This window comes from Fibrobacter sp. UBA4297, assembly GCF_002394865.1.
Taxonomy (GTDB): Bacteria; Fibrobacterota; Fibrobacteria; order Fibrobacterales; family Fibrobacteraceae; genus Fibrobacter.
The window spans coordinates 209,067-233,072 of the sequence record NZ_DGUZ01000001.1 but is presented as its reverse complement, the minus strand read 5'-3'; the positions used below and the strand labels follow the sequence as shown (position 1 = coordinate 233,072).

Genomic DNA, 24,006 nt, shown 5'->3' with positions numbered 1-24,006 from the left:
GACGTTGGTCAATAGTCAGTAGTCATTAGTTTATATTGGCGGTAAAGCCGCAACAGTTATACTAACAACCAATAACTAATGACTATGAACTAAAAAAGCACTACACCCCTTGGTTTAACCGCCGAGGGGATTTTTTTTGCGGCTATGCCGCAGTTGGCTGTAGCAGAATAAATTACGGATTCCCACATGACTTTCAGTTGCTCGAGAATGACTATTATCCAAGTATTAAGCTCTAATAACTAATGACTAATGACTAACGACTAGTGACTATTCGCAAAAAAATTTCTACATTTACGCGCGTTAAATTTTAAACCTCTCAAGGAGTTAATTATGCGTCAGTATATCATTGCTGGTAACTGGAAGATGAACAAGACCGTTAGCGAATCCGTTCAGCTCGCTAAGGATATCGTGGAAGCCGTCAAGGACGTGAAGAAGACCGAAGTCGTGATCGCTCCGACCTACCTCGCCGCTGCTAAGGTTGCAGACGTCATCAAGGGCACGAACGTGAAGCTCGCTATCCAGGACATCCACTGGAAGGACCAGGGCGCATACACCGGTAAGGTTTCCATCGACATGGTCAAGGAAATCGGTGCTGAATACGTGATCATCGGTCACTCCGAACAGCGCCAGTACTTCCACGAAACGGAAGAAACCGTGAACCTCAAGGTCAAGAAGACTCTCGAAGCTGGCCTCAAGCCGATCATCTGCATTGGCGAAACTCTCGACCAGCGTAACGGCGGTATTTTAAAGGAAGTTCTCGGCCTTCAGATCAAGGGCGCATTCAAGGACGTTTCTGCTGAAGATGCTGCTAAGTGCGTTCTCGCATACGAACCGGTTTGGGCAATCGGCACTGGCGTTACCGCAACGGACGAACAGGCTGAAGAAACTCAGGCATATGTCCGCTCTGTCGTGAAGGAAATCTACGGCGAAGCTGTTGCCGAAGGCATGCGCATCCAGTACGGTGGCTCCATGAAGGGTGCAAACGCTCCGGGCCTCCTCGCTCAGAAGGACATCGACGGCGGTCTCATTGGTGGTGCAGGCCTCAAGGCAGACACTTTCAAGGCCATCATCGACGCTGCTGAAGCCAAGTAACTTTTAACGAAAGGAACGTCACAAATGACAACTCTCTTTTGGGTATTGATCGTCCTCCACGTGTTTCTCTGCTTTTTCCTCGCACTCCTTGTTCTCGTTCAGAACGACAAGATGGGCGGTTTGGCAGGTCTCGGTGGCATGACTTCGCAATCTGCATTTTCTACCGCCGGCGCAGCGACCTTCATCCAGAAGCTGACTCGTGTCGTTGCTGTGATTTTCTTCATCGTGGTTTTCGCTCTTGGCCTCATCACGGCTAAGCAGGATCAGACTGTTGAAGAATCTGCCATGCAGAAGGCAACTCGTGAAAACGCAGCCGAACAGGCTCAGGAAATTCCGGTCCTTCCGGCAACGTTCAACGCTCCGGCTGAAGCAGCACCAGCTGCACCGGCTGCCGCTGAAGTCAAGGCTGATGCTCCGGCCGCACCTGCTGCCGAAGTAAAGGCTGAAGCCGCTCCGGCTCCTGAAGCTGCAGCTCCGGCAGAAGCTCCGAAAGCTAAGAAAGGCAAGAAGAAAGCTGCAAAGTAAAAGTTTAGATTGACTTGGTTTCAAGTCGGTCAAACCGCATTCAGAAGTCCGCCCTCGAAAGAGAGCGGATTTTTTTGTTTTTGATTATCTGAGCGCCCACATTTGGTAAGGGTTGCTAAATTTTAGTCTGTAGTTATTGGTTAATGGTTATTAGTCGTCGGTCTTTAGTTATTGGCACAGTTGCAATACAAGAAGCTATTGACTAAAGACTAAGGGCTAGCTACTAAGAGGATTTTTATGCAGAATACACTTGTTTCTCCAGTTGGAATTTTAGGTTTTGGCGTTGAAGGCCAGAGCACGTTGCGTTACCTTTTCCGCGAAGGCGTCAAGGACATTGTCGTGATGGACAAGAATCCGGTGACACTCCCGGAAGTGCCCGCAGGCGTGAATGTCAAGGTAAGCAGTGGCGAAAACTATTTGGACGGGCTCAAGGATTGCGTGACGGTCGTGCGTTCAGCCGGCGTTTATCCGATGAGTCAAGAATTGTTCCATTTCCAGATGAACGGCGGGCTCATGACGAGCCAGATCCAACTGTTTTTGGAACAAACTCAATCAAAAGCCACAGTGGGTGTCACGGGAACGCTCGGCAAGGGCTCTACCGTGAGCATGATCAGCCACATTTTGGACAAATGCGGTAAGTCAAATGCGATTGGTGGAAATTTTGGCGTACCGGCTTTGGACTTGCTCGAAGACGAGACTCCGGACCGCATCAGCATCTTGGAACTTTCAAGTTTCCAGTTAATGACTTTATCTGTATCGCCAGATGTAGGCGTCGTGTTGCGCGTGTCAACGGAACATTTGGACTGGCACAAAAGCGTTGAAGAATACCGCGACGCCAAGGCAAATTTGGTGCGCTGGCAAAAGCGTGACAGCGCATGCGTTTATCTGAAAGACGCGGAACCGACTGCAAAGATCGCAAGCGAAAGTCCAGCCAAGACAAAGTATGCAGTCAGCCTCGCCGATGGCCCCAGTGCTGGCGACGGCGATGCCGTGATTGACGGTGCTACACTCACGATTGACGGCGTTACATTGTACCTCGTCGATTGCAAAGTTCGCGGCATCTATCAGCTCGAAAACATGGCAGCAGCAACGCTCGCCTGTAAAGCATTGGGCATTAAAGTCGCCGATGCTTTCGAAGCGCTCAAGAGTTACGAGACGCTCCCGTTCCGTATGGAATTCAAAGGCGAAAAGAACGGCATTGAATTTTACAACGACAGCTACGCTACCCGTCCGGATGCAACTATTGCAGCTACAGGCAGCATGAAGCGTCCGTTTGCGCTGATCCTCGGCGGTTCCGAAAAAAACGCCGACTTCACGGAACTTTCTGAAATTCTCGTAAAGCAGCGCCCGAACCTGAAGCGCGTTGCGCTGATCGGCGCGACCGCCGAGCGCATGCTCGCTGATTTGAAAAAGGCAGGCGTGGACGAAGCAGGAGTCAAGACAGCCATCTTCCCCACACTCGAAGAAGCTTTTGCCGACAGTTTGAACATTGGTGAAGGCGGAACGGTCATCATGAGCCCCGCATGCGCAAGCTTTGGGCTGTTCAAGAACTACAAAGTCCGCGGACAAGTGTTTGACAAGCTCGTTGCAGAGGTTTAGGAATAGGAGATTCCCACCTAAAGGTGGCCATGCGCACTAGAGAGCAAAGCTCTAAGTGCTGTCCGCCCGCTCGGAGGCACTTAGCCCCACCCCATTGAGCAAAAAAATGATAAAAATGTGCGCATTTCCCTTTACAAGTTCAAACATTTAAACTAAATTTGTGCCGTTCCGCTAAGGACCACGCGGTCGTGGTGGAATTGGTAGACACGCTAGCTTGAGGTGCTAGTGGGAGCAATCTCATGACAGTTCAAGTCTGTCCGACCGCAGAAAAAGACTCGATGAAAAATCGGGTCTTTTTTATTTAGTTTAAAACGCAACTAAAAATGCGTACGCCGACCCCGGAATAAATCCGGGGTGACATCGTCAAAAAAAATTCAATTATTTTTGTAACAAGAGTTTCCAAAATCAAAAAATTATACTATCTTTGTGTTCGTTCCGCTAAGGACCACGCGGTCGTGGTGGAATTGGTAGACACGCTAGCTTGAGGTGCTAGTGGGAGCAATCTCATGACAGTTCAAGTCTGTCCGACCGCAGAAAAAGACTCGATGAAAATCGAGTCTTTTTTCATTTTTGCACGAAGGGAGATTCCCACCTAAAGGTGGCCATGTGCACTAAGGCAACAAGTTGCCAAGTGCTGTCCGACCGCTCGTCCCCGTCATCCCCGTCAAGCGAGGACAGGCGCGAGGACAGGCGCGAGGACAGGTAGGCGGGAATGACAAATAAAATGCCGACCCCGGCACAGAGGCCGGGGTGACAGAGCGAAAAAAATGTCTTCACATCCATTTCATAAAATTCTACATTTGCAAACATGAACCGTTTTGAACTGAAAAAGACGTCGAAGAAATCCAAGGCCCGTCTAGGGGTTTTGCACACCGACCACGGCGACATCCAAACGCCGATTTTTATGCCGGTGGGTACCGAAGCGACCGTAAAGGCCGTAACGCCCGCACAGCTAAAAGAAGACATCAAGGCACAGATTATCCTCGCCAACACGTACCACTTGTACTTGCGCCCCACAACGCCAAAAATTGCGGCCGCCGGTGGCATCCATAAGTTCATGAGCTGGAACGGCCCGGTGCTTACTGATAGCGGTGGATTCCAGGTGTGGAGTTTGAAAGACCTTCGCAAGATCAAGCCCGAAGGCGTGGAATTCAGGAGCATTTTGGACGGTTCTAAGCACTTTTTTAGCCCGGCAAGCGTGATGAACGCCCAACGCGAAATTGGCGCTGACATCATCATGGCGCTCGACGAATGCACGCCGTACCCGAGCACGGTCAAGGAAGCGGAACACAGCTTAAACTACACGCTTCGCTGGACCGCCGAAGCGATGGAATGGCTCAAGGAACACCCGCCGATTCACGGTTACGATCAACAGTTCTTTGGAATTATACAAGGCGGCATGCACACGCATTTGCGCAAGCAGGCGATTGAACGCATCGCAGAACTCGGCCCCGATGGCTACGCCATGGGTGGACTTTCCGTCGGCGAACCGACCGAAACGATGTACGAGATTGCAGATTTCTGCACGGACTACTTGCCGGCAGACCATCCGCGCTATGTGATGGGCGTTGGAACGCCGTGGAACTTGCTGGAATTGATTGGCCGCGGTGTTGACATGTTCGACTGCGTGATGCCCACGCGCAACGCCCGTAACGGCATGCTGTTCACCAGCGAAGGCGTGCTCCGCTACAAGGCAGCCCGCCACGCCGAAGAATACGACAAGCCAGTCGACCCGAATTGCGACTGCTACTGCTGCCGCAACTTCAGCCGTGCTTACCTGCGCCACTTGCACCACGCCGGCGAATCGCTCGGCTACACGCTCGCCAGCATCCACAATCTACACTTCTACCTGCACCTCATGCAAGAGGCGAAGGACCACCTCGCCGACGATACGTTTGAAGAGTGGGCAAAAGCAAAGTGTGAAGTGTTACAGCGCAATCTAGAATAGTTATTTGCAATTGGAAAAGGTAGGTTTGTGAGCAGAAATGCCTAGTATCAACTAGGCATGCACGCAAGAGAATCCGCCTACCACATTTTCAAATGATTCTAGCGGATTCAGTCTTTTCAGGGAGGGCGAAAGCCCTCCTTTGTCATAGATGCCTTGCGATAAGTAAGGCATCGAACCGTGGGCCAAGGCAAAGTGAGAAGTGTTACAGCGCGATTTGCAATAAAGCTGTGCGAAATTCAAATTTTGATTTTTAGGCGATTTTTACGTCAAAAAAGTCAAAATATGCGATTTTTTGACGTAAAAATTCATATAAAGAAACAGAAAATACAGATAAAGCAACATTTTTTCTAGATTTTTCTGTTCTTTTTTGTCTTCAAAAGAACATTTTTTTCAGATTTAGTTCTAAAAAATGAAAGAAAGGCTCAAAACCCATAAAAAACACACAAACAACGTAGAAAAATTACGTCAAAAACAACGAAATTCCGTTATTTTTGACGTAAAATCCGGCATTTTTTCAAAATTTCTTTTTTTTCAGCATAACAAAATACCCCGGACATTCGTCCGGGGCATTTTTGATGGTTACTTAAGCGCTCCGCGAAGGAACGCATCAGTCTTTACTTGATGAAGATACGAGCAGTCTTTGCTGCACCGTTCATCATCACACGCACAACGTAGTTGCCGTTAGCCATGTTCTTGAGAGAGAACTGGTTTGCGCCGGCAGAGACGTTAGCGATACGGCTGTCAACAACGTGCCCCATCATGTCGAACACCTGGATACGTGCTGTGCCAGCCTTGTTGAAGTTCACGTTGAGCATATCGCCCTTCACGCCAACCTTGATGCCGCTAGCTGCGCGAGCAACAGTCTTGAAGCCAACCTTCGGGACTTCGACGCACTTGAGGTCGTCCACATAGAGGTAGTTGATAGCCGGCTGATAGACAATGCCCTTGTAGCCAACAACTTCCCAAGCCATCTTCTTGATAGCACCCCAGTTGAGGTCCTTAGGATCTTGAGTCCAGTTCGGCTGAGCGATATCATCAATAAGAATCGTCATCGTCTTCCAGACCTGGGAATCATCGAGCGGATATTCGTGGTAAGCATAGTCCGTCACGGAACCATCCTGAACCTTGAAGGTATGAGCGGAACCCTTGTAACGATAGCTGATAGCACCGCACTTGCTCAAGTCAATCCCCTTGGAGGTATCGGCATTGGTATTGAGGCCGAGTGCAACAAACGGAGCTTCCGTATAGGTTCCCTGATCCCAATTGATGTCCTTCAAGCCCACAAAGCCCTTAGTGCCATTCGTCGGATCTTCAGTACCCGGGAAAGCGACCACATAACCACCAAGTTTCTGATCATAGACGTTAGAAATAGAGGACTTTCCACCCGGTTCCTTATCCGTGTAAGCATACCAGGTACCCGTAGTCTTGAGAACTTCATCAAGATCTTCAACGTCGTCGATATCGACAACAGTCTTACCTGTTGCAGAAGATGCCGGCGGGAGGATAACGGCGCTAGAAGAAGAAGTTGCCTTTGCGCTGCTAGAAGAACCAGCAACAACAGAAGAAGAGCTCTGACCAACTGCAGCACTAGAAGAAGACTTCGGAGTTTCGCTAGCACTACCGCTAACAGCAGTGAAGGAAAGACCGTCGCACTTCACGTCATCCACATAGAGGTACGGATACTTGGGCTGGTTCATTTCGTCCGGAACCTTTTCGAGGCCCTTGATTTCCCAAGAAAGACGAGTTGCGTTTTCCATCTTGATCGGCTTGGAGCGAGAATCGTCACCCCATGTTTCCTGCTTCAACATGTCCGTCGTAATTTCGACTTCCTTCCAACCTTCAGAAGCGTCCTTGTTCACGCGGTGATAGTTGTAGTCGGTAACATCGGTCGTTTCAATTGCGAAGTTGTGGCTAGCTCCCTTGTACTTGTACTTGATGGTCTTGCACTTGGCGAAGTCTGCATAAGCCTTCGGGGAATCCTTTGCCGGTTCCTTCAAAAGCGTGAGGAACATCTTGATGTACGGACCATAACTAAGGGAACCCTTACCGATCTTGACATCCTTAAGGGCAGCAACATACTTGGAGGTATTCTTGTTGTCGCCGCTGACCGGATAGACAACCTTATAGGTCGTATTGCCAAAGTCATCTTCAATCTTTTCGTTAGAAATAGAGCTTGCACCACCATTTTCCTGGTCTTCGACAGCAGCCCAAGCACCACCGAGGTAACCATAACGGTCGCCATCTTCCATGTCATCTAGGATAGAAGTCGATGTACCGTTTGCAACGCCCGTAGAGAAGCCGGATTCTTCTTCGGCATCACCATTCTGGAGGCCGCAATCCTTATAAGATGCGCCACCGAGCTTGCTCTTGACGTACTTACCAGAATTGGTGTAGGTGAAACCGTTTTCGAACACGGCATTAGCAAATGCAGCAGAAGTTTCGTTCATAGCAGAAGCGTTCCAGTTCGTCCAGGACACGCCCTTCTGAGCCATCCATTCTACCCACTTGTTGCTGGAGCCTTCATCCGGCTGGCCATCACCGTTAGCATTGACGGTACCCCATTCGGTAGCAAACACAGGCACGCCTGCAGCCATAGCCGTTTCTGCAGCCTTGTTGTAACCGCCATCGCCCATATAGTGAGTTGCAGCATAGAAATGGAGCGTACAACCATAGTTCTTGTCGTTGATGCCTGCGGAAGCGCAAGCATTCGGCTGGCTGGACCATCCCGGGCTACCCACGAGGATGAGGTTGTCGGAATACTTACGGATAACCGGAATCACCTGATCGGCATGCTGCTTCACGGCATCCATGCTACCGGTCGGTTCGTTCCAGATTTCGAAAATCACGTTGTTGTACTTGCCGTATTCCTTGGCTGCATATTCGAAGAACTTGACAGCATCGTTAGTAAAGCCATCAGAAGATTCGATGTGCCAGTCAATGATGACGTAAATGTCCTTATCGACAGCAGCATTCACTACGGACTTGAGCAAAGCCTTCTGGAAGCCTTCGCCACCCGTCGTGTAAGAACGACCCGAGCTATTGAACTTTTCGTCAGCCGCACCGAGAGCAAAGCGCACAACTTCGATACCCATGTCGTCAACCAGGCGGTTGATACCTTTTTCGGAGTAGAAGTCGGTAGAATAGGTGTTGCCCGAGCTCCAGAAGAGGCTCATACCCTTGACCTGAACAGCCTTTTGAGAGTATTCCGGGCAAGAACCAGAAAGCTTGCCACCGTTTGCGACGAGTTCACCGTACGTGCTCACAGGGCCAACACGGCTAGCGGTCACTGCCATGGCAGAAGTCACGGCAGCGCACGTCAATAATGCGAAGACTTTTTTCATAAACATCCTTTTGGGTTCACCCAATCTCCGCAATCACAAATCCCAAGCGAAAGATATATAATATGGGATTACTATAGTTGTAATTAATTTAGAAACATGCGAAAACGCTCAAAAAACGCCATTTTGATTAAAAATGTTTACTAAAGTCAGTAGTCATCAGTCAATGGTCTATAGTTTTTAAAGCCCCCAAAAGATCTTTCAACCAAAGACTAATGACTAACAACCAATGACCAATAACTAGTTTTTCACGAACTTCATGGTCCGCAAGCCGAGAAGCGTCTTGAAGCGTACGATATAGACGCCAGCACGGAGAGTGCTCAGATCAAGCACGCGAGCATCGCCTACGATCTTGAGGCTAGCAAGATGGACACGGCGGCCATCGATACCGACAATATCCAAACGGGAAACGTCGGAAGTTCCGATGACAAGGTGTGCAGAACGGGAATCGTAGAAGATTTTGCGAGACACCGCCGGCATCACATTTGCGAGACCGATCGTCCCTTCTGAACTTGAACTTTCGACCTTTTCGCTGCTGGAACTAGACTTCGGCGATTCCGAAGAGCTTGAGGATTCCGGATCGGGGTCCGGAATGACGCTAGAGGAACTTTCACTGGATCCTTCGCTCGATGAACTCAGGATGACGCTGGAGGAAGAACTCTGGATGTCAGAAGAAGAGGACTGCGGCGCAACGCTGGACGAAGAAGAATATTCCATCACTTCGCCGTTACCGCCCTTGTACGCCATCAGGGCATCCTTGAGTTTCTGGTTCACATCCGAAGAAGCATCGTCAACCGAGTTGTCGAACGCCCACTTGAAATCGCCCCCCTGCAAGCGGCCTGCATAAGCGCGCACGTTCGCCACGGCCTGCTCCGGAGAATCCACCGTGTAGCTGTACATGATGGACTTGTCCGTATCGAAGTTGCTGTAAGTATTTGCACCCTCGTAAGACTTCACGCTAGACGGCACCAGGGCATCACGCGAGGTCACCACATAGGCGTCAAAATCAATCTTGGAATCAATATCACCAATTGCAGTTTCTTTACCCTTCAAAATGTATTTGCTAGCACCATACGGAATGAACGTGTAGGAGCCTTCCATGTAATTGTTGTAAGCCTTGATGGTTCCGCCCGTTTCCTTGCTGAACGTGCCGTTGTTCGTCGGATCGCGCTTAGTCGCACTCGCATAGACGTCGGTCCCCTGCAACGAGGTCATCATCGGATATTTGCAGTTACGGAAGTAGTTTGCTTCCATGAACACGGACGAACCAAGCGTAGAGCCTGCGCCATACTTGGCATTGCCATCGTAGTAGTTGTTGTAAACGTGGGCATTGTAATAACGCACACGCGGATGACGGCTATCAGAATGGTCATACCAGTTGTGGTGATAAGTGATGTAGTAACCATCGCTCGAACCTTCCTTGAGACCTAACAAGTTTGACTTGCCATTATCCCAGAAGTGGTTGTAGCTGAACGTCACATAAGTAGAAAGCTTGCAATCCAAGGCACCGTCGCCCTTAGCCTGATCCTTGTCACTACCCGCATGGCCGTAAAAAAAGTCGTTGTTGTGCACCCAGACATACTGGTTATCCTGCTGTAGCGTGATATTGTCGCCTTCGTCAGAATCAACATTCATAATGCCGATATTTCGGATTTCCAAGTCCTGGGTTCCTTTGACACGAAATCCCCAGCCGTTCGCCGTAGCATCATTGCCGATACCTTCAACAGTCATCGAAAGGCCTTCTTTTTTGCCCATATCGATGGTGATATCGCCCTTGTCGGTCACTTCCGGGTCCGTCACATTGCCAATAAGACGAATAGCAAGCGGACGCTTATCAAAGCCTTTCTTGAAGCCTGTCAAGATATTCTGGAGCCCGACACATTCCGTAACGGTCCCCTTGTTGCTCGTTACCACATTGAGCTTGACCGTATTCTTAGTCGATTCCGAGATGTAGAGGACAACAGCACCGTCCTTGAGCGTGCCATCTGCGTTATAAGCGCCCGGAACATGCCCGTTGCTAAAAGCAAAACCCGCGCGGTCATGAGCCTTGACCGTCAGCGACTTAGAAGTCGTCGAAGCGGTTTCCTTGCCGCCTTTTACAGACGCCACCTTGAGCGTGTAGCTGCCCGCCTTGAGGCCGACCACATCGACACGGTACTTGGAACCATATTTGCGGATAAGCGGAGCATCCACCTTAACATCGTTCACACCTGCGCCCGAATAATAGACGTTGTAGCTATCGGAACCATCAGATGCCCATTCGGCATAGGCCGATTCTAAAGCACCTGAAGCTGTCTGAAGAGAAACTTGTGCGTTGGCCGCAACAAAAAGACCAGCACATGCAAAAACAGAAACGACGTGTTTCATAAAAACATCCCACCACAAAAAGGGCTAAAACTAGCCCCACACCAAGGATTAATATAAAACGTTTGTCAATTTTTCGCAACATATATTTTTATTGCATTGAAAAAATTACATAAACGACACCATTGGGAACATTTCGCAAAGGTGAATTTTATTTTGCGTGAAAATTTCCCATAAAATTTTATATTGTGGACGCTATAGTGTGGATGGGAAACCTTAGAGGATGACAATGTTAAAAAAGACCTTTTTAGCAGGCCTTGCTGTTTTTGGCCTAGCATTCACAGACGCACAGGCTGCCTTGAGCGACGATGATTACGTTGAAGCAGCCTGGATAACCACTCGCTTTTTGGGTGCCCAACGTTCTGGTCAAGGCCCGAACTGGATTTTGGACGGCACGAATAACCCGACCAGTTTTTTGAGAGACAGCTATAACGGCAAGGACGTGAGCGGCGGTTGGTTCGACTGCGGCGACCACGTGATGTACGGTCAGTCCCAAGGTTACGCCTCTTACGTTTTAGCACTTAGCTTTGCCGAATTTACGACAGGCTTTTACGACCTGTACACCGGCGACTACACCGACTACAAGGTCAGCAAGGATTACAGCCGCAAGGGCGGCAAGCCAAACGATATTCGCGACCTTTTGGAAGAACTCCGCTACGAAGCCGATTTCTGGGTCAAGGCCGCAATCGACGAAAACAATTTTGTGACCGTTAAAGGCAACGGCAACCAGGACCACATGAAATGGGTGACCGCTGGCGCCATGAGCAAGCTCGGAACCGGCGATGGAGGTGAACCGCGCCAAATTACGGGTAACGCAAATGACGGTTACACACCGGGCATGGCAGCAGCAATGCTTGCCGTGATGGCCCGTATCGACCCCGTTGAAAGCGCCCGTGAAAAGTATTTGAAAGCCGCGAAGACCGCTTTTGCCTACGCCAAAAAGCACAAGGGAGTGACAAATTCCCAGGGGTTCTATGAAAGCAGCTGGTGGAATGGCATTTGGGAAGACGGTCCGTTCCTTGCGGCAACCGAACTCTACCGCACGACTAAGGATGAATCTTACAAAAAAGAAGCACAAAAGTTCTGGGACATGATTGACTTCGACAAGAACAGCTTTACACGCTTTAGCTATTCTGACGCAAGTCCGCTCTCTTACATTCTCGGTGAATTTGTCTTTGGTTTCAACCCGCTTGGCGACTACGCCGGCGTGCAGAACTACCTCGACAAGATGTACACAGATCAGGTCGATAGCAAGGGCATTTACAACAAGGAAACAGGCGGTCCGGGCAAGTTCTCTACGCGTACACCGTCTGGTGGAGCATTCCTCTACGCCCTATTCTCCAAATTCGCCAAGGATGATTCTTACGACGAAGCCATCGAAAAGAACGTCGCCTACCTTCTCGGCGATAACAGCAACAAGAAGTCTTACGTTGTCGGCTTTGACCGCAATGGCGCCAAGGCCCCGCACAGGCCGCACCACCGCGGTTACTACGGCAACGAAGATGCAGGTCGCGATGTGAACAGTGCCGGCAACCCGCCCGAAAAGAACAAACTCCTTGGAGGCATGATCGCAGGCGACTTCACAAGCGGAAGCCACAACGGATCTACAGCCGACTGGCAAGTAAACGAAGTCTGTCTAGACTTGAACGCCCCGCTCGTTGGCGCGCTCGGCTACATCTTGAGCAAGAAAGCCCCGGTGGAAAAGGTAGCAAGCGATATTGAAGTTCCGGAAGAAAAGCCGGATTCAAGCGACAAGGAAAGCATCAATGGTTTAAGAAACGTGAATGCAAATACGTTCAGTGTTCTCCGCGCTCAGTCTTCGATTACAATCAGCAGTGCAAAGCACATTCCGTTCCAAGTACAAGTGATTGGCCTGAACGGCAAGCTCGAAGAAACATACACAAGCGAAGGTGCGAGCCTGAATGTAAGCCTCAAGAACAAGGGCATACAAATTATCAAGGTTACATCCAAGAACGCGATGAAGACATTCAAGGTGAATAATTACTAAAGCGGCTTCGCCGCAGTTACTAGTTATTAGTCAATAGTTACTAGTAGAAAATGTCATGCCCGCCTTGAGCGGGCATCTCATTTTTTGAACTAATTCGGCTTTTACTTTATAATGCGATCAATCGCTTCTTTAAACAGTGCGGGTTCTTGCAACAAGCTCATGACCACCCAACCATCTTCATCAAAATCAAAGAAGAAGCCCGGCTGCACAAGCACATGTTTTTCGCGAAGCAAGCGAAGCGTGAGTTCTTCATCGTCTTCGCCAAGACGCACAACGGCATACCAGCCACCGAGAACCTCAGGGCAATACTTGGACGGGAACGCTTCGCGAAGCGTTTGCCAATTCTGCTGTAAGCGGTCAAGGACTTTAGATTCGTAAGCGGCGGCTTTGGGCAAAAGCGAAATGCCGAGGGCCTGCGCGGGTGCCGATACACTCAAATAGGCATCCTCGACGAATTCGAGAGCCGCGCGAATTTCTTCGAAATTTTCGCGCGGGGCGTAAAACGCCATCCAGCCGAGCTTTAGCTGCGGCGAGCCAACGGCTTTGCTGAGACCATTCAGCCAAAAGATTGGGCACTTCGGACCGTTTTCGGGAAGGTTGATAAAGTCGCCTCCACCTGCATCCCAGATCCCCTCCCCTATCGCGCTAGGCACTCCAGGGTCGAGGATGACATTCTCCCTCTCGCCAAAAACATATTGCCAAGTGCGGGAGACTTTATCCGAGAAAGCGTAATCGCCGAAGACTTCGTCGACGACGAGAACCATGTTGTTCTCTTCGCAAAAGCGGACCGCTGCATTCCATTCCTCGCGGGAGATGCAATGACCTGTCGGATTGTGCGGCGAAACGAGCAACAAAATCTTTGCACGCTCCGGCGCAGCAAGCAAGCTGTCGGAATCCAGAACAAAACGGAACGCGTTCACTTCGGCTGGCGCAGAGCGCCGCTCAGTGACCTTTTTAAGGTCGGTGAGCTTGTCGAACCGCTCACGTTTCAACTTCAAAAAGTACGGTGCGCATTCCAAATGCTCAAGTTGCGCAAGCGTATCGAGCAAAGGGTAGCCCGGCATCGGCGTCAAAATCACATCGCCCGGATCGCAGAACGTCTTGAAAAGCACAGAATAAGCTTCGCTCGTACTTGCGGTAAGGATAATCTGCCCTGCCGTAAAGTTACCACCGCGTTCACGGTAATATTCCACCACCGCCTCACGAGCCGACTTCCAACCCGACGCATCAGGACTCCAGTTGACAAAAGCTTTACGACCTTCATCGACCGCATCATCCAAATCCACCGGCAAGCCAGCCTTCACTGGCGAAGAAACGGTCATGTCGATAAACGAAAGCGCATCTGGATTCGCGCACTCCGACAAAACATCGGCTTTCGCACGTTCCAGTTCAGCAAAGAACGGCGATGGAGACAAATCTTTGGGAAGTCGAGATGATAGCATAGAGATTCTGAGGTATGAGGCCGCGCCTATGGCGCTTTGAGGTATAAGGCAATTTTGGTTAGTAGAAATTTAGAAAACAAAAAGTCGACGCACAGAATAATGCATCGACCTTTTAAATCAAGAATAGCAGCGTACCGACTTAAGTTTTATTCTTACGGCGTTTCAAGAAACTTGCAAGCCCGACCGCAATCAAGATTCCTGCCGGGAGAACAACGGCAATCGTAAGGAGAATAAGCTTTTGAACATCGCTAAGCCCCTTAAGCGACTGCTTGAAGCTTTTGAGCTTTGCGCGAATGCCAAGCTTTGCAACCTTGCCGTTTTCGCCATCCACGGCGCCGTCAGCATCGTTTGCATTAGCCAAGTCTTCGGAACCGGCAAAAGATTTGAATCCGGGAATCAGAGCGAACAACTTTGACGCCGAATCCTTGACGGGTCCGACAAAACGGTCTACATTCGAGTGCACCTTGCCATAAACTTTTTTGAATGGGCGTTTCAGTTGTTCTAACATATTTTCTCCGTTTTTCAAGAAGGCGTTTCCCGCTTACTTCGACTGCGCTCAGCACAGGCTCCGGTGGGAATGACATTTCCTTGTTTACTTCTTATACAGCAAGTTCACGCCGCCGAAGAGAGCGCGCATGTTCGCCTTGAGCGTATCGCTCGAGACACCGCGACCTTCAACTTCTTCGCCGTTAGCCTTCAAGACAATGCGGCTTAACCCACGACCAGCCCACAGCGTATCCTTTTCAGGAACGACGAGCTGGCGATACTTCACGAGTTCGACCGGCATGCCGATTTCACGCATGAGCATGAGGGCTGCTTCGATCGGACCTTCGGCCGTCACGGACTTCACAAGCGCTTCACCATCCTTCTTGAAGTGGAAAATGAAGCGGTTTTCGTCCGGGATAACTTCGATGTTGTTGAACACCAGGCGACCGTTCACGTTGACGAACTGTTCGCGGAACACGTCGAGCACGCGTTCGGCACTGAGTTCGCCTTCCTTTTCGCTCAGTTGCTTGAGCACCGGTTGCAACACAGACGCCTCTTGCAAAGTCATCTTGTAGCCGAACTTTGTAATGATTTCGTACACGGCGGTGCGACCACTCTGGCTTGTGAAGCTGAGGGCATCGTTCTGGTGACGACCAATGATGGAGTAATCAATCGGACGATACGCCCCCTTCTTCATGTCCTTTGTCTTGGAAGCGCCATCCTGATGGATGCCGCTGCGATGGACGATAGCTTCAGTACCGATCAACGGAGCGCGGATGTATATAGGCACGCCGCTCCAGTGGCTCACGAGAATTGCAGTTTCGTAAATGCGTTCGAGATGCAGTCCCGTTTCGACACCGGAATTGTGCAGGCCAATCGCCACTTCGTAGAAGTTCGTGTTACCGCAACGTTCACCGAGGCCGTTCAAGGCGACTTCCAGCTGGGTTGCACCGACAAAGAAACTTTCGACGGTTGCTGCAGTCGCCATGCCGAGGTCATTATGGCAGTGCACAGAAATCGTGATGTTCTTGGGCAGAGCTTCGTAGACTTGCTTGACCTGATCAACATAGAGCTTCGGGCGGTAGCGTTCCACCGTATTCGGCAGGTTAATCGTCGTCGCACCGGCTTCGACAACAGCCTTCAGAACGTCAATCACAAAATCCATGTTTTCGAGGCAGTCGCCAAAATGCTCGGCACTGAATTCCACATCGCCCTTGTCTCCAACAAGCGACTTTGCCAGCTTGACACACTTCACAGCCTTTTCCTTGACCTGTTCGGGAGTCATGTGCAGGACGTTTTCCATGGAGAGGGGGCTTGTGGCGAGGAACGTGTGGATGCGCGGGTGCGGAGCGTACTGGACCGCTTCCCAGCAGCGCTGGATATCACTTTCGATGCAGCGAGCAAGGCCGGAAACCACGACGTTCTTTGCCGTTTCATCGCCTTCTGCCGCCATCTGCGCGGTGAGTTTTGCAAGTTCCATGACCGATTCAAAATCCATTTCGCTAGAGGCCGGGAAACCGACTTCGGCACCTTGCACACCGAGCTTCAAGAGCAACAGATAAACATCTTTTTTCTGGGCATTGTTCCAGGGCTTCGGGAGCGCCTGGTTACCATCACGCAGTGTTACGTCATAGAAGAATGGTTTTCTCGTTTCAGTCATTTTTTATCTCCTTGCCGGCTTCAAGACCGCAAAGTTCCTTTAATTTTTCAATTCCAAAAATAGAATTTCGCCATAAAAAAGAACCCGCTTCGTTCTCGAAGCGGGCGATTTTAGGTTGAAATTCGTTTGAAAATCTTTGAAAAATCCCTAAAACCTCGCTTCGGTAGCGATGCTAAGTAGAAGTAGAAGGTTCAAGGTTTTTCTCATGTGCATGAATATACAAAGATTCGAGGAAAATGGCAAGGGGGCGAGATGGAGGAGTCGGTTCGGAATTTTTGAACAATCAATACTTTCTTGAAAGAATTTCTTCTTCGCAAGGGAGAGACTTGAATCCAGTCATGGACGGTTTCAGATGTTTCTTCAATTTTCTCCGTTAAAAATGTACTTCACAAGCTGCGGGATAACCCACGTTTCAGGATAGCTCTTGTATTCTTCAATAACACAAACGAGAAGCTCGGCTTGCTTGGGTTCACTGCTATCGAGTTTTAGCGTTGCAAGAAAGGCGGATGCAATCCGCCCTATATTTATAAGGACCCTATTCTATTTTCGTACAGCGAACTGGTCGTCCACCTAATTTTTCTGCACGTCGATTTTTAGCAGTACCTGTATTGTCATTGACACTGCTCATAACATACGCCGCATTCGCATACTCAGCAACATCATACTCATGTTCTTGCGGATACACCCAATAAACAGATTCATTTAGGCCATCAAATTCTCCATCTATAGTTCTTCTTCCTGTTCCAATCAAGGAAAATCCACTCGCATTGTTACCATGGAAACATTGTGAGCGAAGGCCTTTTATCCCATCACCATATTTGTCATTATAATCTCTTATTATTTCGTAATCACCCCAAGTAAACAAGCGCCATCCTTCAGGACAAATTCCTCGATAATCTCGTCTGATTTTTTTTTAGCAACTTTCTGTATTGCAACGGCTAGGCAACAGCATCACATTTCAGCCCACTAGTACAAGCCACCATATTTGTCACAATTCATGGTATCGTTATTGTAGCAATAGCGTTCAATCTTCGTATCGTCATTCTGGTCATTTTCGCCAGGAACCATTTCACCGATATTCAAGTTTTCAGCCATGACGGTGACCTTTCTCCCCGTCTTATGCGATTTCGCCGTGTAGTAATAGTAGCTGCGACCATTACGAGTATCGGTAAACTGCTTGTAAACGCTCTTATCAATATTCAAGTTCCACGCCAAGCAAATATAGTGGTCATAAGGAACATACTCGCTACTGCTAGACACGTTTTTACTTGAACTCGATGCAGGAGCGACAGAAGAAGAAGAGACAATCTTTTGACTAGAACTAGACTCAACTTTTTTGCTAGAAGATGAAGGGAGATTCCCGCTCGAGGCGGGAATGACAGAGGAAGAGGAGGAAGTCTTAACAGACGAAGAGGAAACCGCGGCCTTTACAGAAGAAGATGACGAGACAACCTTGCTACTACTCGACACTTCGGCAAGCTCAGTGTCCTTACCGTCATTCGCAAATGTTCCGCTGTCGCCGCCACAAGCGACTAGAGCCATGAACTCCTTTATTTTTACATACTCAATACAAAATAGAATAATCGAAGGGTATATTGCAGCTTTCCTAAAAAGTTTATATATTACGTTCTTGTAGATTGCATCAATCCTGCCGACTCCGAGAAAATGACGCCGTTTGCGTCCGTACCATAGTCTCTGTCATAGCTTCAATCAAGCTTGAAACTGCGACTTTAGACTCAGTACTATTCAGGGCAGGGAGTTCCACTATCTGCTTGACGTCGACCTCCCTTTGTTTTACGAGACTGGTAAACAATTTGAGGCAGCGTACACCCTATGGGGAAACTGGCCCCCTGACGATCAACGTAGAGCACCGTCTGGAAACAGACGTAAAAACCAAGTTAGGCGAGTGTTGCGGCAATTATGTTTACATGATTTGCCTTGACCGAGCCGCCAAGGTTTCTGCAAAGAAACTAGTCGCTCAACTGGTTTGCAAGCGGTTACCGTGTATTGCACGGTTGACAATCGCAGGTGTTCTACGCATTTTCAACGTTTTCATTGGCATTCGTTTGCGAACCTATACATTCATTTTTCACGCCATTATTGGCAAAGGCTGTTTATGAATAAAGTACAGTATGCAAACATGCTCAAGGATATTTGTGAAACCCATAAGGAGGGAGGCGATGTCTCTGCCTGCATTGCAAAGTACAATGAACGTTACAAATACGTTTATATCTACAATGATTCCATTTTCAAGTTGCTTTTCGGAACACCTGAAAATGAACCGATTGCGGTTGATTTCCTCAATGCCGTGCTTCATCTTTATGGGAGCGATTGCATTGAACACCTCACGTTTGTGAATCCGGCGGTTCCTGCCGCATTCAATAAGAACATCACTTCTGACATTGTGATAGCGGATCAGAATCTTGACCGTATTGTGCTTGAAGTGCAACATATCGAAGACGAGACTTTTAATCAGCGCTTGGTATTTTACGCTGCAAAGCATACGGTTGCAAATCTTGTCCGGGGGCAGGGCTACCACTTGCGTAGTTTGAACCTTATCAGTCTCCAGATGTTCGATGCTTTCCCGGAATCGAAAAATTATTTGCACACGGTTCGCCTCAAAAATCAGGAAAACGAGGTGTTCTATAAAAAGCAGACTGTTACGCTTGTGGAAATTCCCAAGTTCCTGAAGGGCGATTACGGAGCGGATAATAGCCGCTTCGCGGAGTGGCTTCGCGTGATTGACGGGCTAAACGAGGAAAGTCCAACAACAGTTCCAGATGCTTCTCTATTCGCTCTATTGCAGGAAAAGGCCAAATTGAGTATCTTTACAAAGGACTTTCTTGTAAGTGAGGCTATGAAGATGTGTGACCATGACTACGAACTCTATGTCGAAAAGAAACATGCTCGTGCGGAAGGCCTTGCAGAAGGACGCGCTGAAGGGCGTGCTGAAGGACGCGCAGAAGGAGCCGAAGACAAAGGACGTAAAATGGCTGATTTTTTGCGTTCTAAAGGAATTTCCGAAGACTTGATTGCAGAAGCTTTGGCCCAGAAATAACCCCTAAACTTTTTATACAAAGCCATCCAAGCTTCAACCGTGCTAAATATGTTCGCGTTTTCAGCATAGTTGAAGCGAATGGGGCTTTTAGAACTATTCCTCAAATGAACAGCCCTTTTGAGGCGTTCTTAGTATTTTTGACATTTTTACAAGAGTTGTTGTTTTTATATCTTTTCGCAAACTATGATTCTACTCGTCGCCGAAAAACCTTCTGTTGCCAATCAGCATTACAAGCCTATGCTGGAGCGTATTGAGGGTGAAAAGTTTACGCAAGGCGACGGGTGCCTGATCGTTTGATAAAACCATTTTGCTCTAAGGCGCGCGCCATTTTCTCCATGTCGGCTTTTTCAGAGATTTCAACCATCACATCAACGATGTTCTTGGCCCATATCCCCTGAATAGCGGTACTTCCGATATGACTAATCCGGACAACGGGCTGATCGAATAAATTTCATCTAACCAATATATACAAAAGGCAATCTTGGTCATCAGAGTCAAAAGCACTTTTTCGCAGCGTTTTTGCAAATTTCAAAAAATGAGGCATTCTGCTTGTTCACCCAAACAAAATAAAGTATATTGAGGTGGGTTTTATAGAAGAGTTTTTCAAGCGTAGATAATATGGTGTTGCGTAATAGATTCGTCAAGGCGGCCGCTATCGGGCTTGCCGTAGCCTGCACTTCTTTGTTTGCAAAGGCCACCGACACACCGAATCAGTATCAGCAGGATGAGTGGTCTCCCGAATATGGTAGTAGCACCTGGATGTACGAGAACTCGGCAGGATTATTTGAAACGGGTCCGCTCGACGACTACCGCGCCGCTAAGCGTCTTTTCTTGAACCGTCAGTTTTTGGACGCTGCATACGCCTTCGGTGAAATCCAGACCAAGTACCCGGCATTCCACTTGGTGGACCAGGCTGCTTTCTACGAGGCAAAGTCCTTTGAAAACCTCCGTATGCACAAGGCGGCTAGGGAAATTTACCGAGATGCCATCAAGCGCTATCCGCAGAGTAACCTACTCGCCAAGTATCACTTTCAGTTGATGAACATGGACTATAAGGAAGGCAAGTACACGGAAGCTTTGAACAAGTACCAGATTTTCGCCCAGAAGTTCGGCAAAAGTGACGCGAAGGCCGACGCTGACTACGTTGCCAGCCAAATCAAGTTCGAACAGGGCCTCTATCAGGAAGCGATCGACCTGCTCGCCACAATCCATCCGGGTAACGCCAACTACCTCTACGCCCGTTACACCATGGGTATCGCTTACAGCCGTCTCTACAAGTTCGACGAAGCCGAAAACTGCTTCCGCGCTATTATGGAACAGCCGGTTTCCAACAAGTCCGAACGCGACATCCAAAATGCAGCCAAGGTCAAGCTCGGACACATCTACTTCTCTGGTGAAAAGCCGGACATCGTAGCCGCCGCTCGGATGTATGGCCTGGTGCAGAAGGATTCTCCGGTGTTCGACGAAGCTATGCTCGGTATCGCATGGGCATTTCTTAAGGTTTACAAGATAGATGAAGCAATCAAATATGCCAAGTGGATTATCAACAACCTTCCGGAATCCTTCATCGTGTCCGAAGCTTACCTCATAATCGGTTACTGCTACTTCATGAAGAAAGATTACAAGAACGCTTTCGACGCCTTGATTCAGACTGAAAAGCTCACGGAACAGCCGTTTGTGTCCGTAGCTTCTCGTGATAGCGCTCGTCTGGCTTATGATGCAATGCAGAGCCAGCTCGACTCCGTCCAAGTTTTTGCCTTGGATCTTGCAAACCAGTTACCGACGCCGCGTGTGGAAAGCAAGCGTAAAGCATTTCGCTCGACTTTCGACAAGGTTTACAAGGTTATTGAAGATTACACAACGTTTATGCAGAGGGTAATCGAGAGTGATCGCTTTGAATTTAACCGCAAGCGTATTTTGTATGATGTAGGCTTTATATTGAGTCCTCCTCGAGTACATCCTGGGCCTTATCGACCTTATGATAATCCGCCCCTCGAAGATTTAAGCGATTTAGAATAAAGCGGAAAGAAAGCCAAAAAGAAAACCCGACTTAGTCGGGCTAGATTTTTCACTTAGAAAAAAGCACAATCAATGTTTTCTTGAGAGAATTTCTTCTTTGGAGCGACCAGAAATAACGGCGATTTTTTCAACGGGGATATCGTTAGCAATCATTGCATCAATCCAATCGTTTTCTTTTTGTGTTATTTTTTCCGCAAGTTCTTCTTCTTCGACTTCGGCAATGGACTTGTAACCATAAACTTCGCTGCATTTCTTGAAATCCATTTTGAACTGCTCCTTCAATCACCAATTTCTTAATAATATTTCACCGGTGTACACTGTTAAAGATACATCTTTGATGAAATTCTTGTCAAGTAGGCTCTTTAATGCTCGTCATAAAAGTTCAATCACACGAAAACCCACATAAAATATGTGTATATTTAAAAGTAAGCCTTATCGAGATGCTTCTCGAGCTGAGATAAAATATGAGCATAACCTATCAATACGCCCAATCTGAAGACGGCTCTGTAAAGCACGTCCAGGAAGTCACGGTGGAATATCGCAAAAACCACCAGTTTACTTGCTTAGGTTGCGGCTCTAAATTGGAAGCTGTTGTAAATGTCACGAAAAGACTTCCGCATTTTAGACATTCAGAATCCAAATGCTCTCTTGAAACGTATCTGCATCAACTTGGTAAAAGACTTTTCAAGGAACTGTTTGAAAAGAATAAAATGATGGGGTTCCCCTTAATGGTTGACTACGAAGTAGAACATCAATGTGGAACGGATAAGTGTAAATACTGTAAGAGTGAAAAGTGTTATGGACAATTTGAAAATAGAAAACTTGATTTAATTGAAAAATTTACAAGTATTGAAGTTGAAAAATACGATTCAACAACTGGATTGACACCAGATATTTTGCTTTCAAACGCTAATGGTGATAAATTGTATGTGGAAATTGCTGTGACACATATTTCCACAGAGGATAAAATAGCTTCTGGCGTACCCATTGTAGAAATCAATCTTGAATCGGAAGAAGACTTGAAAGGCTTCCGAACAGAAAATGGCCTGATCGTTACGGATTTAAACAGACTCAATGTTGTATGTTTCAATATGGTAAATAGCGCCATAAAAGACGAACCATATTGCACGTTGGAAATGTTAAAAGCAAAGAATAGTTTCAAAGACTATTATGCCAAAACACTAAGAAAGAATGAAAGGTTTGTCATCAATTTCCCTAGCGGAAAACATTGCGAGAAAGACTGTCCCTATTTCAAAACTGTTCGATGCCTAAACGCAATGACTTGTTCAAGTTTTGATTTGGCCTGTAGGTTTAGGAGCATCGTAGATGCAGAATGTACTGACGATAGTTTGGTTTACGCAGATGAAAAAGGAAACAAAATTCGATTCGCCTTTTCGGTGGGATTGTCAAGAGGATATATATTTGACGATAAAATACGAACGATTCAATTTGGATTGAATTTAAATAATGGTATTTTTCCTTGGGAAGAGCCCTATATGATAATAAAGGAATCAAACGATATAAGATTCCATAATTTCAAATTGAAAAATTTTTTGTCTTGCGGAGATTATCAATTTAAAGGGTTTATGCTGACAAAGGATGGTCGCTGTACTCCGGTAAGATATGAGGAAATTCCTAGCATATACGAAAAATTGAAAGCTATGGAAAAAACACTTTGTGATTATGTTGTCATAGGAAATTCCTTGCAAGAATCCTATCAATTTTTCCCAGGTGACGATGTTTTCAAGGCTGTTCTATGTCTTTTTTTGAAGAACAAAAGAAATGTTAGAAATTGTTTCCTTTGCCAACATTGTAGAAAAAACTGGAAAAAAGGCGTAGCCGACGACAACCCGATATATTGCAAGAAACATTACAACACCTGCCGTTCAGGAAACGCCGTAGAATGCGGATATTACGAAATAAGCGAAAGAAGCATCGACTATTACCAAAGAAATTGGGATTTAGTTGAATTACTTGATGAATGCTATCGAGACAATCGCTTGAAACTGTAAAGCTCTTTTACCCGATATTTCTTCAATACCTTATCATTTTTCTCTACAATGGGCTGGGCGTTTTCGCGTTTGGCCCTGTTTTTTTTCTTATAGAGGTTGTTTTCAAGCGGAGATAAAAATTCCATAGCAGCGCTCCGTTTTAGCCATCACAAGCACTATCATATTGACTAAAAATTCATCAAAACATATATTAGTAAAAAGGTTTCACCACTCAGAGGTGTCTATGATAACAAAAAAAAGACATCAATTCGTACAGATTGACTGATTTAGACGAACCTACCGATGAAATGCTTGCCCAAATAATGAGTGAAGCCGCCGAGGACGCTCGCAAAGCAAACGCCAAAGCGACAAAGCAATTTTTCGAAGAACTAAAAAAAGCGGCACTCGCAATCCACTAAGGCGATTTTACAATAAGAGTTTAATACTCCTACAAGCCTTTCAAGAATTAAATTATA

General features: G+C 47.6%; 18 protein-coding genes and 2 tRNA genes. 11 read left to right on the top strand and 9 right to left on the bottom strand.

Going from position 1 to position 24,006, the window contains the following annotated elements:
* Window positions 1-330: 330 nt before the first annotated feature.
* The 6 genes from tpiA (at window position 331) to tgt (ending at window position 5,164) form a co-directional block, all read left to right on the top strand.
* Window positions 331-1,092: a triose-phosphate isomerase gene (tpiA, locus tag B3A20_RS00995; protein ID WP_290760877.1), complete on the top strand. Its 762-nt coding sequence runs from the start codon at window positions 331-333 to the stop codon at window positions 1,090-1,092.
* Window positions 1,093-1,116: 24 nt separating this feature from the next.
* The gene (secG, locus tag B3A20_RS00990; protein WP_290760875.1) at window positions 1,117-1,617 is read left to right on the top strand and encodes a preprotein translocase subunit SecG; all 501 of its coding nucleotides are present in this window, start codon (window positions 1,117-1,119) and stop codon (window positions 1,615-1,617) included.
* 237 nt (window positions 1,618-1,854) lie between these two features.
* Window positions 1,855-3,216, top strand: a complete 1,362-nt coding sequence (murD, locus tag B3A20_RS00985; RefSeq protein WP_290760874.1) for a UDP-N-acetylmuramoyl-L-alanine--D-glutamate ligase — start codon at window positions 1,855-1,857, stop codon at window positions 3,214-3,216.
* 182 nt (window positions 3,217-3,398) lie between these two features.
* Window positions 3,399-3,482, top strand: a tRNA-Leu gene (locus B3A20_RS00980).
* Window positions 3,483-3,665: 183 nt separating this feature from the next.
* Window positions 3,666-3,749, top strand: a tRNA-Leu gene (locus tag B3A20_RS00975).
* A 275-nt stretch (window positions 3,750-4,024) separates the two neighbouring features.
* Window positions 4,025-5,164 carry a tRNA guanosine(34) transglycosylase Tgt gene (tgt, locus tag B3A20_RS00970; RefSeq protein ID WP_290760873.1) on the top strand — a complete coding sequence of 380 codons (1,140 nt, stop codon included), beginning with the start codon at window positions 4,025-4,027 and terminating at the stop codon, window positions 5,162-5,164.
* Window positions 5,165-5,778: 614 nt separating this feature from the next.
* On the opposite strand, the gene B3A20_RS00965 is transcribed toward tgt, so the two are convergent.
* Both B3A20_RS00965 and B3A20_RS00960 read right to left on the bottom strand, forming a co-directional pair.
* Window positions 5,779-8,505: a cellulase family glycosylhydrolase gene (locus B3A20_RS00965; protein WP_290760871.1), complete on the bottom strand. Its 2,727-nt coding sequence runs from the start codon at window positions 8,503-8,505 to the stop codon at window positions 5,779-5,781.
* 237 nt (window positions 8,506-8,742) lie between these two features.
* A complete protein-coding gene (locus B3A20_RS00960) occupies window positions 8,743-10,869 on the bottom strand; it encodes a pectate lyase (protein WP_290760869.1) in 2,127 nt (708 codons plus the stop codon).
* A gap of 226 nt (window positions 10,870-11,095) precedes the next feature.
* Here B3A20_RS00960 and B3A20_RS00955 point away from each other — a divergent pair, with 226 nt between their 5' ends.
* Entirely contained in the window at window positions 11,096-12,874 is a 1,779-nt protein-coding gene (locus tag B3A20_RS00955; RefSeq protein ID WP_290760867.1) for a glycoside hydrolase family 9 protein, read from the top strand.
* Window positions 12,875-12,975: 101 nt separating this feature from the next.
* On the opposite strand, the gene B3A20_RS00950 is transcribed toward B3A20_RS00955, so the two are convergent.
* The 5 genes from B3A20_RS00950 to B3A20_RS00930 all read right to left on the bottom strand — a co-directional run bounded on the left by B3A20_RS00950 (window position 12,976) and on the right by B3A20_RS00930 (window position 18,004).
* A complete protein-coding gene (locus B3A20_RS00950; RefSeq protein ID WP_290760865.1) occupies window positions 12,976-14,316 on the bottom strand; it encodes a pyridoxal phosphate-dependent aminotransferase in 1,341 nt (446 codons plus the stop codon).
* Between the two features lie 139 nt (window positions 14,317-14,455).
* Window positions 14,456-14,824 (bottom strand): hypothetical protein, encoded by a 369-nt coding sequence (locus tag B3A20_RS00945; RefSeq protein WP_290760863.1) that lies wholly within the window; start codon window positions 14,822-14,824, stop codon window positions 14,456-14,458.
* Window positions 14,825-14,908: 84 nt separating this feature from the next.
* On the bottom strand, window positions 14,909-16,462 hold the full coding sequence (gene leuA2, locus B3A20_RS00940) for a 2-isopropylmalate synthase LeuA2 (protein WP_290760861.1): 1,554 nt from the start codon (window positions 16,460-16,462) through the stop codon (window positions 14,909-14,911).
* 535 nt (window positions 16,463-16,997) lie between these two features.
* Window positions 16,998-17,348 (bottom strand): FISUMP domain-containing protein, encoded by a 351-nt coding sequence (locus B3A20_RS00935; protein WP_290760903.1) that lies wholly within the window; start codon window positions 17,346-17,348, stop codon window positions 16,998-17,000.
* A gap of 80 nt (window positions 17,349-17,428) precedes the next feature.
* Window positions 17,429-18,004, bottom strand: coding sequence for a hypothetical protein (locus tag B3A20_RS00930; protein ID WP_290760859.1), 576 nt, complete (start codon window positions 18,002-18,004; stop codon window positions 17,429-17,431).
* Window positions 18,005-18,578: 574 nt separating this feature from the next.
* On the opposite strand from B3A20_RS00930, the gene B3A20_RS00925 reads away from it, so the two are divergent.
* Complete coding sequence (locus B3A20_RS00925; protein WP_290760857.1) at window positions 18,579-19,520, top strand: Rpn family recombination-promoting nuclease/putative transposase; 942 nt, start codon at window positions 18,579-18,581, stop codon at window positions 19,518-19,520.
* Between the two features lie 265 nt (window positions 19,521-19,785).
* Here the strand turns inward: B3A20_RS00925 and B3A20_RS00920 are convergent, their stop codons facing one another.
* Window positions 19,786-19,896, bottom strand: a complete 111-nt coding sequence (locus B3A20_RS00920; protein WP_414655236.1) for a hypothetical protein — start codon at window positions 19,894-19,896, stop codon at window positions 19,786-19,788.
* A gap of 242 nt (window positions 19,897-20,138) precedes the next feature.
* Here B3A20_RS00920 and B3A20_RS00915 point away from each other — a divergent pair, with 242 nt between their 5' ends.
* On the top strand, window positions 20,139-21,539 hold the full coding sequence (locus B3A20_RS00915) for a tetratricopeptide repeat protein (RefSeq protein ID WP_290760855.1): 1,401 nt from the start codon (window positions 20,139-20,141) through the stop codon (window positions 21,537-21,539).
* 69 nt (window positions 21,540-21,608) lie between these two features.
* Here the strand turns inward: B3A20_RS00915 and B3A20_RS00910 are convergent, their stop codons facing one another.
* The gene (locus B3A20_RS00910; RefSeq protein ID WP_290760853.1) at window positions 21,609-21,803 is read right to left on the bottom strand and encodes a hypothetical protein; all 195 of its coding nucleotides are present in this window, start codon (window positions 21,801-21,803) and stop codon (window positions 21,609-21,611) included.
* 200 nt (window positions 21,804-22,003) lie between these two features.
* Here B3A20_RS00910 and B3A20_RS00905 point away from each other — a divergent pair, with 200 nt between their 5' ends.
* Window positions 22,004-23,551: a hypothetical protein gene (locus B3A20_RS00905; protein WP_290760851.1), complete on the top strand. Its 1,548-nt coding sequence runs from the start codon at window positions 22,004-22,006 to the stop codon at window positions 23,549-23,551.
* A 257-nt stretch (window positions 23,552-23,808) separates the two neighbouring features.
* A complete protein-coding gene (locus B3A20_RS00900; RefSeq protein WP_290760849.1) occupies window positions 23,809-23,949 on the top strand; it encodes a hypothetical protein in 141 nt (46 codons plus the stop codon).
* Window positions 23,950-24,006: the final 57 nt, after the last annotated feature.